The organism is Mycobacterium sp. 852014-52450_SCH5900713 (assembly GCF_001667075.1).
In the GTDB taxonomy this organism is placed as follows: Bacteria; Actinomycetota; Actinomycetes; order Mycobacteriales; family Mycobacteriaceae; genus Mycobacterium.
Map to the genome: position 1 here is coordinate 130,698 of NZ_LZIL01000042.1, position 13,795 is coordinate 144,492.

General features: G+C 66.5%; 10 protein-coding genes and 1 tRNA gene. 4 read left to right on the forward strand and 7 right to left on the reverse strand.

Annotated elements, in window-relative coordinates; genetic code table 11:
* Window positions 1-15 precede the first annotated feature (15 nt).
* Entirely contained in the window at window positions 16-702 is a 687-nt protein-coding gene (locus A5773_RS11840; RefSeq protein ID WP_066951003.1) for an aminodeoxychorismate/anthranilate synthase component II, read from the forward strand.
* Here A5773_RS11840 and pknB read toward each other — a convergent pair.
* From pknB to A5773_RS11875, 7 genes are all read right to left on the reverse strand, one after another.
* The gene (gene pknB, locus A5773_RS11845) at window positions 680-2,554 is read right to left on the reverse strand and encodes a Stk1 family PASTA domain-containing Ser/Thr kinase (protein ID WP_066950999.1); all 1,875 of its coding nucleotides are present in this window, start codon (window positions 2,552-2,554) and stop codon (window positions 680-682) included. The genes A5773_RS11840 and pknB overlap by 23 nt on opposite strands.
* Entirely contained in the window at window positions 2,551-3,867 is a 1,317-nt protein-coding gene (locus A5773_RS11850; protein WP_066950995.1) for a serine/threonine-protein kinase, read from the reverse strand. The genes pknB and A5773_RS11850 overlap by 4 nt, the downstream gene beginning before the upstream one ends.
* Complete coding sequence (gene pbpA, locus A5773_RS11855; RefSeq protein ID WP_067266417.1) at window positions 3,864-5,339, reverse strand: D,D-transpeptidase PbpA; 1,476 nt, start codon at window positions 5,337-5,339, stop codon at window positions 3,864-3,866. Before pbpA ends, A5773_RS11850 begins: the two co-directional genes overlap by 4 nt.
* On the reverse strand, window positions 5,336-6,745 hold the full coding sequence (locus A5773_RS11860; protein WP_067266421.1) for an FtsW/RodA/SpoVE family cell cycle protein: 1,410 nt from the start codon (window positions 6,743-6,745) through the stop codon (window positions 5,336-5,338). Before A5773_RS11860 ends, pbpA begins: the two co-directional genes overlap by 4 nt.
* Window positions 6,742-8,244 (reverse strand): PP2C family serine/threonine-protein phosphatase, encoded by a 1,503-nt coding sequence (locus A5773_RS11865; protein ID WP_067791018.1) that lies wholly within the window; start codon window positions 8,242-8,244, stop codon window positions 6,742-6,744. The genes A5773_RS11860 and A5773_RS11865 overlap by 4 nt, the downstream gene beginning before the upstream one ends.
* Window positions 8,241-8,708 (reverse strand): FHA domain-containing protein, encoded by a 468-nt coding sequence (locus A5773_RS11870; protein ID WP_046183038.1) that lies wholly within the window; start codon window positions 8,706-8,708, stop codon window positions 8,241-8,243. The genes A5773_RS11865 and A5773_RS11870 overlap by 4 nt, the downstream gene beginning before the upstream one ends.
* A 124-nt stretch (window positions 8,709-8,832) precedes the next feature.
* Window positions 8,833-10,494: a DUF3662 and FHA domain-containing protein gene (locus A5773_RS11875; protein WP_067791024.1), complete on the reverse strand. Its 1,662-nt coding sequence runs from the start codon at window positions 10,492-10,494 to the stop codon at window positions 8,833-8,835.
* Window positions 10,495-10,736: 242 nt separating this feature from the next.
* Here A5773_RS11875 and A5773_RS11880 point away from each other — a divergent pair.
* The 3 genes from A5773_RS11880 to A5773_RS11890 all read left to right on the forward strand — a co-directional run bounded on the left by A5773_RS11880 (window position 10,737) and on the right by A5773_RS11890 (window position 13,669).
* Window positions 10,737-10,819, forward strand: a tRNA-Leu gene (locus A5773_RS11880).
* A gap of 544 nt (window positions 10,820-11,363) precedes the next feature.
* Entirely contained in the window at window positions 11,364-13,235 is a 1,872-nt protein-coding gene (locus tag A5773_RS11885; protein WP_067791026.1) for a hypothetical protein, read from the forward strand.
* Window positions 13,235-13,669: a hypothetical protein gene (locus A5773_RS11890; RefSeq protein WP_066950967.1), complete on the forward strand. Its 435-nt coding sequence runs from the start codon at window positions 13,235-13,237 to the stop codon at window positions 13,667-13,669. The genes A5773_RS11885 and A5773_RS11890 overlap by 1 nt, the downstream gene beginning before the upstream one ends.
* Window positions 13,670-13,795 lie beyond the last annotated feature (126 nt).

The window sequence follows — 13,795 nt, forward strand, 5'->3', positions numbered from 1 at the left end:
CGGTAACCTGGCACGGTGCGGATCCTGGTCGTCGACAACTACGACAGCTTCGTGTTCAACCTGGTGCAGTACCTCGGCCAGCTGGGCGTCGAGGCCGAGGTGTGGCGCAACGACGACCCCCGGCTTACCGACGAGGCAGCCGTCGCCAAGCGGTTCGATGGTGTGCTGCTCAGCCCCGGTCCGGGCACCCCGGAACGTGCGGGCGCTTCGATCGGCCTGGTGGGCGCGTGTGCCGCCGAGCGCACCCCGCTGCTTGGGGTCTGCCTCGGACACCAAGCCATCGGCGTCGCCTTCGGCGCCACCGTGGACCGCGCGCCCGAGCTGCTGCACGGCAAGACCAGCAACGTCTTCCACACCAATACCGGTGTGCTGGAAGGGCTTCCGGATCCGTTCACGGCAACGCGCTACCACTCGCTGACCATCCTGCCGGAGTCGCTGCCCCCGGTGCTGGAGGTGACGGCGCGCACCCGCGGCGGCGTCATCATGGGGGTGCGGCACAGCGAGTTGCCAATTCACGGTGTCCAGTTCCATCCGGAGTCGATCCTGACCGAGGGCGGCCACCGGATGCTGGCGAACTGGCTCGCCTACTGCGGGTGGGCCCGCAACGACACACTGGTCCGCCGGCTCGAGAACGAGGTGCGGGCCGCGGTGCAGCCCTATTTCCCGGCCGAACCGGCGGCTACTGGCCGAACTTCAGCGTGATGATCCCGTCGCGGTTGCACCCGGTGCCGGCCGGCGGGTTCTGATACACCACCCGGTGGGACTGCGAGCCACCCGCGTCCACGTCGGGCCCCTTGTCCAGCACCCCCGTCCAACCCAGCGCCCGTAACCGCGGCTCGGCGTCCGCCCAGAACATGCCGCTCAGGTCGGGCATCACGAACTGGTTGCCTTTGGACACCTGTAGCTCGATCACCGAATCCACCGGAACCACCTGGCCCTTAGGCGGATTGGTGCCGATCACCTCACCGGCCGGCCGGTTGCTGTCCACCTGTGCCTGGGTGACCTTGGTGAAGCCGTAGACGGTGAGATTCTTCTGCGCGACGTCGACGGTCTGACCCGCTACGTCGGGCACCTGCTTGGTCTCCGGCCCCGAGCCGACGATGACGGTGATGACGTTGGTGATCGCCGACGTCTGGTTGGCCGGCGGGTTGGTGCCGATGACCTTGCCAAGCAGCTCCGGGCTCGACGGTGAATTGGCCTGCTTGAACTTGCTGAAGCCGGCGGCCTTGAGCTTGCTGACCGCGTCGGAGTAACCCAACGAGGACACGTCGGGCACTTCGCGTTGCTCGGGACCGGTCGAGACGTTGATGGTGACCTCGTCGCCCGCGCTCACCGAGGCGTTGGCCCCGGGGTCGGTGCTGATGACGTGGTCGGGCGGGATCGTCGAATCGGGCTTTTGCAGGGTGCGCGTCTTGAAGCCGCGGTTCTGCAGCGCGGCAATGGCATCGGCGGAGACCTGGCCCCGCACGTCGGGCACCTGCACATCGCGGGTGGTGCCGCCGAGGGTGTTGAAGGCGATGACGACGACGATCGTCAACACCGCCAGCGCGGCGACCGCGACGATCCAGCGCCCGACCGAACCGCCGTTGCGGTCGTCGATGCGACGCAGGGGTTGCCGGGGCAGCGCGTCGGTGCGCGGGCCGGGCAGGTTTCCGCCCGTCGCCAGTAGCGAGCTCCGGTCGGCGTCGGTGAGGACCTTGGGCGCCTCGGGCGGTTCGCCGTTGTGCACCCGCACCAGATCGGCGCGCATCTCCGCGGCGGTCTGATAGCGGTTGTCCGGGTTCTTGGCCAGCGCCTTGAGCACGACGGCGTCGAGGTCGGCGGAGATGCCCTCGTGCCGGTGCGACGGCGGAATCGGGTCTTCCCGCACGTGCTGGTAGGCGACGGCGACCGGCGAGTCGCCGGTGAAAGGCGGTTCGCCCGTAAGGATTTCGTAGAGTACGCAACCCAGCGAGTAGACGTCGGACCGGGCGTCCACGGTATCGCCGCGGGCCTGCTCGGGCGACAGATACTGGGCCGTCCCGATCACCGCCGCGGTTTGGGTGACGCTGTTGCCGCTGTCGGCGATCGCGCGCGCGATGCCGAAGTCCATCACCTTGACCGCATTGGTGTTGCTGATCATGATGTTCGCCGGCTTGACGTCGCGGTGGATGATGCCGTTCTGGTGACTGAAGTTCAGCGCCTGGCACGCGTCGGCAATGATCTCGATGGCCCGTCGCGGGGGTAGCGGCCCGTCGGTATGGACGATGTCGCGCAGCGTGACACCGTCGACGTACTCCATGACGATGTACGGCAGGGGGCCCGTCGCTGTCTCCGCCTCGCCGGTGTCGTAGACCGCGACGATCGAGGGGTGATTGAGGGCGGCGGCGTTTTGCGCCTCGCGGCGGAACCGCAGATAGAAGCTCGGATCGCGGGCCAGGTCGGCGCGCAGCACTTTGACCGCGACATCGCGGTGCAACCGGACGTCGCGGGCCAGGTGAACCTCGGACATACCCCCGAATCCGAGGATTTCGCCCAGTTCATAGCGGTCAGACAGGTGTTGAGGGGTGGTCATCGTGGCATCTCGTGTCGGGCCGGTGATGCGCTGAGCGTCGGTGGTTCACCCCGCCCGTACTCGGCCGGCCCTCGTTGCAGTCCAGAATTACTTATCGTCCCGCGATCCGTCCAATTGAGCCGTGGTGCGGAGCCGCTCGGGGTATTGCTCGCCGGCGGCGGGGGCGGACTGCCGGTGTCGGTGACCGTCGGCGGCGGGGGTTGCTGCTGGGTGTCCGCGCGGGAGTTGATGACGATGAGCACCGCGATGATGATGGCCAGCGTTCCGAGCACCCCGGCGGCCCACAGCAATGCCCGCTGACCCGACGAGAAGGTGCGCCGCGCCGGGGGCGGCCGATGACCGCCGGTGGCCGGCCGGGATCGGCGCGGCGCCGCGCTCCGGGTGCTCGGCACGGCGGCCGCCCGGGTCGTCGGGCTGGACGGAATCGCCGCCGGCGATGCCCTACCGGGGGGCGGTGACTGGCTGGGTCGCGGCGGACGGCGGCCGGCGCGCACCGCCGCCACGGCGTCGGCGAACGGGCCGCCGCTGCGGTAGCGCATCGCGGGATTCTTGACCAGCGTGATCTCGATGAGTTCCCGCACGTTGGGCGGCAGCTCCGCGGGCAGCGGCGGCGGGGGCTCCTTGATGTGCTTCATCGCCACGGTCAAGGCGCCGTCACCGGTGAACGGCCGCTTGCCCGACACCACCTCGTAGCCGACGACGCCGAGGGAGTACACGTCGCTGGAGGGGGTCGCGTCGTGGCCGAGGGCCTGTTCGGGGGCGATGTACTGGGCGGTGCCCATCACCATCCCCGTCTGGGTGACGGGCGCGGCGTCGACCGCCTTGGCGATACCGAAGTCGGTGATCTTCACCTGGCCGGTCGGGGTGATCAGGATGTTGCCCGGCTTGACGTCGCGGTGCACCAAGCCGGCGGCGTGCGCGACCTGCAGGGCCCGGCCGGTCTGCTCGAGCATGTCCAGGGCATGCCGCAGCGACAGCCGGCCCGTGCGCTTGAGCACCGAGTTCAGCGGCTCGCCGTTCACCAACTCCATCACCAGGTAGGCGGTGCGGCCCTCCCCGTCCAGCTGGCTCTCGCCGTAGTCGTGGACCTGGGCGATGCCGGGGTGATTGAGCATCGCGGTGGTGCGGGCCTCGGCGCGGAACCGCTCGATGAACTCCGGGTCCTGGGAGAACTCCTGTTTGAGCACCTTGACCGCGACGCGCCGGCCAAGCCGGCTGTCCACCGCCTCCCAGACCTGGCCCATGCCGCCGGTGGCGATCAGGCGCTGCAGGCGGTATCTGCCAGACAGCGTCACACCAACTCGCGGGCTCATGGTCCTCCCTGTAGCGCGGCTTGGATCACAGCCCGTCCGATCGGCGCGGCGAGTGCACCTCCCGTCGCGGACAGGCGGTCGCCGCCATTCTCTACCAACACTGCCACGGCGACTCTTGGCGTCTGCGCGGGCGCGAAGGCGATGTACCACGCGTGCGGCGGCGTATTACGCGGATCGGTGCCATGCTCTGCGGTACCCGTCTTGGATGCGATCTGCACGCCGGGAATGGCCCCTTTCTGCTGTGCGACCTTCTCGGCGCCGACCATCAGCTCTGTCAGCTTAGCGGCGACCTGGGGTGACACCGCGCGGCGCTGCTGATAGGGGACCGTGGTGCTGATGTTGGCCAGGTCCGGGCCCTTGAGGCTGTCGATCAGGTAGGGCTGCATCGTGACGCCGTCGTTCGCGATGGTCGCCGCGACCTGGGCGTTCTCCAGCGGTGTCAGCGCGACGTCCTTCTGGCCGATGCTGGTCATGCCCAGCGCCGCGGCGTCGGGAATGATCCCGACGGTTGACTCGGCCACCTGTAGCGGGATGACGTTGGGGGTGGTGTCCAGGCCGAACGCGCGCGCCATGCTGCGCAGCGCGTCCGATCCGGTGTGCATGCCGAGCTGGACGAACGCGGTGTTGCACGACAGGGCGAACGCTTGCTTGAGCGACACCGTGGGCTCGTTGCCACAGGGCTGGCCGCCGTAGTTCTCCAACGTCGCGGTGCTGTCGGGCAGCACGATGGAGGACGCCGCGGTCAACTGCTCGGCGTCGGTCGCCCCGGCCTGGAGTGCGGCCGCGGTGGTGATCACCTTGAACGTGGACCCGGGCGGGTAGGTCTCCGAGATGGCGCGGTTGGTCAGCGGATTGTCGGGGTCGTCGCGAAGCCGCTGCCATGCTTGCGCCTGCACCTGGGGATCGTGCGACGCCAGCAGATTGGGGTCATAGGACGGCGATGACACCATGGCCAAGATCTTGCCGGTGGAGGGCTCGAGAGCGACGACGGCGCCCTTGCAGGGTCCACCGCACCCCTGCTGCATCGCGTCCCAGCCGGCCTGCTGGACCCGCGGTCTGATGGTGGTGTCGACGTTGCCGCCGCGCGGATCGCGACCGGTGAAGAAATCGGCCAGCCGGCGCCCGAACAGCCGCTCGTCGGAACCGTTCAACAATGGGTCCTCGGCGCGCTCCAGGCCCGTGCTGGAATAGCGCAGCGAGTAGAAGCCGGTGAGCGGCGCGTAGACGGCCGGGTTCGGGTAAACCCGCAGAAAGCGGAAGCGGCTGTCGGTGGCCACCGAATAAGCCAGCAACTGGCCGCCGGCAACGATCTGGCCGCGTTGACGCGAGTACTCGTCGAGCAGGACACGCTGATTGCGCGGGTCGGCGCGCAGCGAGTCGGCGGCGAACACCTGCGTCATCGTGGCGTTGAGCAGCAAGAGCACGATCAGCGCCATGACGGTGATCGAGATGCGGCGCAGAGAGGTGTTCATACCTTCTCGATTACCTCGGTCTTGGCCGCCGCGATCGGCGAGTCCTTGCGCTCACGGCCGCGTAAGGGATGCCGGGCGCTGTTGGAGATGCGCGCGAGGATGGCCAGCAACACATAATTCGCCAGCAACGACGATCCGCCGTAGGACATCCACGGGGTGGTCAGACCGGTCAGCGGGATGAGTTGCGTGACGCCGCCCACGACGATGAACAGCTGGATCGCCAGGGTGGAGGCCAGGCCCGCGGCCAGCAGCTTGCCGAAGCTGTCCCGCGTCGCGATCGCGGTCCGCATGCCGCGCACGATGACGATGGTGTAGAGCATCAAGATGCTGGCGAGCCCGACGAGCCCGAGTTCTTCACCGAACGCGGCGATGATGAAGTCCGTCGACGCGGCAGGCACGGTGTCGGGTTGCCCGTTTCCCAGCCCGGTGCCGAAGATGCCGCCGGTGGCGAAACTGAACAGGGACTGGACGATCTGGTAGCCGCTGCCGTCGGGGTCGGAGAACGGGTCCCACCACATCTGCACCCGGACCCGCACATGCGCGAAGACGAAATACGCGATGACGCTGCCCACCGCGAACAGCACCAGGCCGATCACCACCCAGCTAAAGCGTTGTGTCGCAAGGTAAACCACCACCAGAAAGGACGCATACAGCAGCAGCGAGGTACCGAGGTCCTTTTCGAAGACCATCACGCCGATCGAGGTCACCCAGGCGGCCAGCAGGGGTGCGAGGTCGCGCGGGCGCGGCAGGGTCAGGCCCATGAAATGCTTGCCGACGCTGGTGAACAGGCCCCGCTTGGCGATCAGCACGGCGGAGAAGAAGATGAGCAACAAGATCTTGGAGAATTCTGCGGGCTGAATCGAGAACCCCGGGAAGCGAATCCAGATTTTCGCGCCGTTCTGTTCGGACAGCGATGCCGGCAGCAGCGCGGGAATCACCAACAGCACCAGGCCGGTGATTCCGCAGATGTAGCCGTACCGCGCCAGCTGCCGATGGTCTTTGAGAAACGTGACCACAAGTGCGAACGTGACGACCCCGACCAGGGTCCACAGCATCTGCTGGGTGGCGCTGGGGTGGTGGCGGCCGCTGAGCTGGTTGTCGACCAGGTCGAGCCGATGGATCATCACCAGGCCAAGTCCGTTGAGCAACGCCACAATTGGCAACAGCAGCGGATCGGTATAGGGGGCGAATCGCCTGATGGCCAGGTGCGCCGACCCGAACACGAGCATGAACACCAGCCCGTAGCTGATTACGTTCCAACGCAATTCGCGGTCCTGGTTCGCCTCCACGATCAGCAACGCGGCGACGGTGATCGCTGCGGCGAAGCACAGCAGCAGCAGCTCGGCGTTGCGACGGGTGGGCAGCGGAGGTGTGACCGCGACGGGCGGTTGGAGTTGGGTCGTCATGCCACCGTCCGGCAGTCAATGCCCGGTTGCGGTGGAGGCGCTGGAAGCGCGGTGACCGTTTGGGAAGTGGTCGTGGGGCCCACCGGCGACGTGGTCGCGGGGCCGGCTGTGGTGCTGGTGGGGCCGGAAGAAGCGGTGGTCGGTGCGGTGGTGGGTGCTGGCGATGCCGCGACACTTGATTCGGGGGTGCCGCTCCCGGTGGGCGGGGCGCCCGGCGGCGAAGTCGCGCGCGGCGATGGACAAGTAGGAAGCAGGTATTCGGCCAGCAACTGTCGTAACTGGGACTCGGCCTGGTCCAGGCTTCCACCGGGCAGCCCGGTCTGAACCTGAACCTGTCCGGGCCGGCGAAGGTCGCGCAGCGTCATCGGCTGACAGTTCGGATGACCGGATTCGCCGTAACCGATCAGGGAGAGTTCGTTGCGCGCGCTCAGGCAGGCCACCAGGTACGGCTGCTGCAGGGGCACGCCCAACAGCGACCCCTGAATGCCGCGGACGACCGATACCTTGCCGTCGTATTCGGCGACGTAATAATTGCGCTGGATGACCCACCATCCGATGGCCATGCCCGAGAGAACAACCAACAACGCCAGTGTCACGACGAAGAACATCCGCCGCCTGGGCCATCGCGGTCGGGCGGGTGTTTCCGGTTGTGGCGCAACACGTTTGGCGGCCTCTTCACGGGGCCTGATGGCGGAGGCGCGGCCCGCGGAGGTGTTGGGCAACGTCATCTGGTCGTCGTCGCCAGAAACCGCGCCTGCCAGAATCGGTTGGGTTTGGCCGTAGTCGTAGTCGACGACGTCGGCGACCACCACCGTCACGTTGTCCGGGCCGCCGCCGCGCAACGCCAGCTCGATGAGGCGGTAGGCGGCTTCGGCCACGTCGGGGATCTGCAGCGCCTCGAGGATGGTTTCGTCACTCACCGGATCGCTGAGCCCATCGGAGCAGAGTAGGTAGCGATCACCGGCGCGCGCCTCGCGCATGGTCAGGGTCGGCTCGACCTCATGTCCGGTCAGCGCGCGCATGATCAGCGACCGCTGCGGGTGGCTGTGTGCCTCTTCGCGGGTGATTCGGCCCTCGTCAACGAGGGTCTGGACGAACGTGTCGTCCTTGGTGATCTGGGTGAGTTCACCGTCGCGCAGCAGATACCCGCGCGAGTCGCCGATGTGTACCAAGCCAATTCGGTCGCCCGCGAACAGGATTGCGGTGAGCGTCGTGCCCATCCCCTCGAGCTCGGGCTCGGCCTCCACCTGCGCGGCGATGGCCGCGTTACCCGAGCGCACCGCGGTGTCGAGCTTGGCGAGCAGGTCGCCGCCGGGTTCGTCGTCGTCGAGATGGGCCAGCGCGGCGATCACCAGCTGAGAGGCCACTTCGCCGGCGGCGTGACCGCCCATGCCGTCAGCCAGGGCGAGCAGCCGCGCGCCGGCGTAGACGGAGTCTTCGTTATTCGCGCGCACCAGGCCGCGATCGCTGCGCGCGGCATATCGCAGAACCAGGGTCACGGGCGCAACTCGATCGCCGTTTTGCCGATTCGAATCGGCGTTCCTATTGGAACTCGTACCGCAGTGGTCACCTTTGCCCTGTCAAGGTAAGTGCCGTTGGTCGATCCTAGATCCTCGACATACCATTCCGAACCGCGCTGAGATAGCCGGGCGTGCCGCGTCGAGGCGTAGTCGTCGGTGAGCACCAGGGTTGAGTCGTCGGCTCTTCCGATCAACACCGGCTGCCCGCTGAGTGTGATGCGCGCGCCCGCCAACGCCCCCTCGGTCACCACCAGGTAGCGCGCGGCATGGCGCCGCTGCCGCGAAGGCAGCAGGGTGCTGCGCAGCGCCAACCCGCGGCGCACCATGACGGCACCGGTGGGCGCGTAGATATCGGTCCGCAAGATCCGCAGCACGGACCAGATGAATACCCACAACAACATTAAAAATCCGGCACGCGTCAGCTGCAGTACGAGTCCCTGCATCTGGCGTCCTTTCCGTCCTGCGTCGTCCCCCTGGCGCCCGTGACCCCGAGTACATCGGCAACGTCACGATACTTGGACGGCGGTCGACGCGGGGCGAAGCACGGCAGCGTTGAGCCCAGCGCGTTTAGTGGATCCGGACGATGATCTCCGAGTGGCCCAGACGGATGACGTCGCCGTCCGCCAACTGCCACTCCTGCACCGGGGCGTTGTTCACCGTGGTGCCGTTGGTCGAGTTCAGGTCCGAAAGGAGGGCGACCTGCCCGTCCCAGCGGACCTCGAGGTGACGCCGTGACACCCCGGTGTCGGGCAACCGGAATTGCGCGTCTTGTCCACGGCCGACGATGTTGGAGCCCTCACGCAGCTGATAGGTCCGGCCGCTGCCGTCGTCGAGCTGGAGGGTGACCGTCGTTCCGGCCGCGCCATAGCCGCCGCCGTAACCGCCGTAGCCACCGGCCGGCTGCCCGTAGTCGGCCGGCTGGCCATACTCACTCGGCTGGGCGTACTCGGCCTGCGGGCCATATTCGTAGTCGCGTTGGGCGGGCTCGGCGTATCCACCTTGACCGGGGTATCCCCCGCCCGGCACGTTCTCGGCGTACTGCGTGTAATCCCCGGGGCCGTAGTCCTGCCGGCCGTATCCGCCGCCCTGCTGGTAGCCCTGCTCGTAACCGGCGCCCTGCTCGTAGCCGCCACCCTGCTCGTAGCCGCCGCCCTGCTCATACCCGGCCCCCTGCTCGGGGTAGGCCGGCCGCTGCTCGGGCGGAGCGTAACCACCCTCCTCGGGGCGGGCCGGTCCGCGCCCGTATTCGCCGTACCCGCCGTAGCCCTGCTGGCCGCCGCCAGGCTGACCGCCGGCAGGAGGTGGGTACCCACCGCCCTGGCGGTAGCCCTGGTCGTACCCTTGGCCGCCGTACCCGCCGGGCGCAGGAGGACGCTGCTCGTACTGGGGCGGGTAACCGCCCTGGCCCTGCTCGGGGTAGCCGCCTTGACCGCCTTGATAGCCGCGCTGTTCGGGGTAGCCGCCTTGGCCGCCCTGGTAGCCGCGTTGCTCGGGGTAGCCGCCGCCGCCAGGGCCTGGGTAACCACCTTGCTCGGGGTAGCCGCCCTGCTGCTCGGGGTAGCCGCCCTGCTCGGGGTGGCGGGGTGGCGGATAGCCCTGCTGCGGCGGATAGCCGCCCTGCTCGGGCGGATACCCACCACGCGGATCAGGTCCCCCCTGCGGTTCCGGGCCACCCTCTTGCGGACGCCCGTAGCGGTCGTCGTAATACTCATCGCTGGGCCGCCCCGGCCCCTGAGCCCCGCGGTAGCTCGAATCGTCAGTCATTGGTGCTACTCCTCGTTCTGCGCCGAACGCACTATTTGATTGTGGCCGGACGGGATCGTTGACCGTCGGGCGGGGCTGCACATCGGGGTTGACAGCACCACGGGCGCGGTACTGGCCGGTTCGCAGGTTCGACGACTGCTCGAACCGGACGACCACCTCACCATACGTTTGCCACCCCTGTTCATGGATGTAGTCGGCCAAGTACCTAGCGAAAGCGCCCGACGTGAGATCGGGGTCGGCGCCCACCTTCTCGAAGTCGTGCCTACCGAGGGTAATGATGTATTCGTTGGGGGCCAAAAGGCGATTGCCCTGCAGCGTCTGAACACCGTCGCGGGCTTCGCGGCGCAGCAGGGCCTCGACCTCCTGCGGAACGATCGAGCCGCCGAAAACCCGGGCGAACGCGTTGTCGACGGTCGCCTCGAGCTTGCGCTCGATCCGCGCCGCCAGCCCCCGTTGGCTACTCATGCGCTGGCGTTCGCCCGCACTTGCCACGGCATGTCGCTGGCGCGCGGCAAACGATTCACGCGGTGCGTTCCCACTCCAGCATGGTATCGGGACAGCGCGATACAGCGGCACCGTCGAAACTCTGAGAACTGCGTCGGCCCTGTTCAGACGCGTTGTCCCCCAGCGCCCCACGGCGCCCAGGCCCGACCAGGCGGGTTGGGGAATGCGGCTATTAGAGTGGTATGGTCCACCGGTTGTTTTCCGGGCGAGTGGCGGAATGGCAGACGCGCTGGCTTCAGGTGCCAGTGTCCTTCGGGACGTGGGGGTTCAAGTCCCCCTTCGCCCACATTTGAGCGGCTCCCCCGAGCCGCATGCGTTGAGGTCACGGGCTCCGCAAGGGGCTCGTGGCCTTTGTGCTTTCCGGACCGTGTTCTTCAGGGCGCAACCACGTCCTCAGCGCAGCCGGCCGTCGCCGTGTTCGTCGTCGCCCTCATCGTCCCGGTAGGCCCACTCGGGAAGCGGTGTATTCGGCATAGCGCCGTGCGCCGAGGCCTCGTAGCCGGGTTGGGCGCCGCCCCCCTTCCACCGCGGATCCGATCTGTTCTCCCGGGAACGCCTAATCGCGCGGGCGATCAGAGCTCCGGTTCCTACGACGATGAAGGCGATCAACGCAACTTGAGGACGAGCAACAACAGCGCCATATCTCTTTGGCCCCCTAAACCCGCGCCGGCGTAGTGAATTGACGGCCCCGTTCCCGTTAGTAGCGTAATTGCCAGCTCAGGAGGGGTGGCAATGGTTGTCGCGGCTATACGCTCGGGTTCGGCGCACTCTCAGGCTTCGCGGCCCACGAGGCGAGATCGGCATAACGCCGCGCTGCCACGGGCGGTGCTATGGGCCTGCCGTACATAGACATTGATGCGCTGATCGCTGAGGCCGGCGGTGACCCATGGGCGATCAACCGCAGCCTGCAGGCCGGCGATCCATTGCAGATCTCCAATCTGGCCGCGGCCTTTCGCGAGGCCGGTCGTTGCACTGCAGAGGCAGACCACGCGTTCGAGCAAGCCCGCAACCGTTTCGACGCCGCCTGGAACCATCAGACCGGCGACCACCCGATCAACGACACCGCCGAAGTGCAGCGGGTGACGAAAACCTTGGGAGCGCAGTCCCTTCAATTACCCAAGATCGGTGCCGACCTGGAGAACATCGCCGCCGCCCTGGCCGAAGCGCAACAAGCCGGCGCCGCACAGATCGCCAAGTTGGACTCCGAGCTGCAGGGGATCTCCAACTTGCTGTGCCAAGCCGCCGCGATGTTGCAAGACAAACACCTCAGCGCTGCGGACGTGGATGCCCTGCACGCCTTCATCAGAACCTGTGAAGAAGATGCCTTGCGGGACACGAAAGCCGCTCTCGCTCAGATGTTGTCGATCCGCAACGGCTACTCCAATTCTCTGCAGAAATCTCTGGATGGATTGCACACCGATGGCTACGACGGGGCCCCGCTGCATGGCCTCGATAGTGACGGCGTAGCCCCGCCGTCGGAGGAACAGCGCAATGCGCTCGCCAACATTCGGCAGATCACCGACCAGGCGGTGGTGGATCAGATGGGCAAGGTGCGTGCCGCGCAGACTGCCCTGGACAAGGCTATGGCTGACCTCTACACGCACGGGCCCGGCTCTCCGGAAGGAGAAGCAGCCAGTGCCCGACTTCCCAAGCTCAAGGCCGATCTGGCCAAAGCCCTCGACGACCTGGGAAAGATCCCCAACTACAACAGCATCGATCCGGCGTCGGTGAGCACCACTCCCGACGGCCATTTCATGTTCACCTACAAAGTCGACGGCCAGCCTGTGCAGGTTTTCGGCCAGCTCAAGGACGGCACGGGCGAATTCTTCGATCAAGCGACCGGCACGTCCTATGCGTTCAGCGGCGGCAAGTTGACCGGCATGCGCACACCGGATCCCGGGAAGGTGGAAGCCACCCCCGAGCCGCTGTGGAGCGCCATCACGCTGGCCGTCGGCGGGCCTGAACTCAAGGCCGGCGGAGAGGTGGCCTGGCAGGGCCTGAAGACACTCTTCAGTCGTGAAGCGCTGCAGGGCCTTTCCGCCGACAACGTCCTCCCCCGGGCACTAAGCGCGGCCGAGATCCGCGCGGCAATTGCCGAAGCGGACCTTCCCCCGCATGGGTCGCCAATCCCGGACGTCGGCGGGCAGCCCGTGCCGGGCGCCGCCCACCCCGGTCCGCCACCTGTCGTCGAGCATGCGCCGCACCCGGGTGGTGGTGAGGTTCCCGCCGAACATGCCCCCGCGGGTCCGCATGTACCTGTGGCGCCGGACATCCCCCCGCCGCCTGTTGTGATCGACCCAGCGCATCCAGAGTTCATCCTGGACAACCCGCTGAGCTACATGACGCCAGAGCTGCGAACGTTGTCGGAGCAACACTTGACCGGAAGCGGCGAAACCGTCCTCGGCCCATTTAGACCACCGGACGGAGGCCTCTCCTACATTGATGTCGCGCAGCAACGTGGAGCCAGCTACTTCGACCTGGGCCCAGTGTGGAACTCCTTGACGCCAACCGAGCAACTGGCAGCAAATCAGCATGTACTCGACGTGGCTATCGCTAATCGGGACACGATCAGGTTATCGGTTCCCTTCGACGAGATCAGACCAACTACGTTTACTGGTGCTGAGCTCCGATATCTCGAATCTCACGGCTATCAGCAGATCGACGACTTTACGTTTGTTCCACCACGATCAGGAGGTCGCTGATGAGGGCCCTGCTGGAATTTTTCTTGGTGTACTTCGACTTCCTGTATCTCGACCCACGCTACCGAATCACCGATTCTGAGACCGCGGCGGACGGAGCCAATGCTTCATTGACCCTGACTGGACCCACGCTCACATGGGCGTTGACCAATGAGCGCGGGCAAATGCAAATTGCGGTTGCACCGACACATCTCTTGACGCCTCGAAATTGGTTCTGGGTGTCGCTTATCAAGCAATATCTTGACAAGGAAGCGGAAATTCGATATCTGCCGGCTCCGGACGAATCGCACTGGATGCGCGAGAATGGCGACCGCGTCGAACAACTCTTTTCGGATGCTTCTAATCTGGAAGCTATCTGTGATGACATAAAGGTGCTGCGCCGCAGCAATGCGAACACCTACTGGTCAACGTGGCGGAAACAACAAGGACTTAACTGAGCTCGGCCCAGATACAAGGTTGGCAGACCCAAGGAAGCCGAATGAAGACCTTATTAGAGATCTTTATAATGCACTTTGAGTTCTTATATGCGGATTCTCGCTACCGCATCACAGACTCAGCGACGT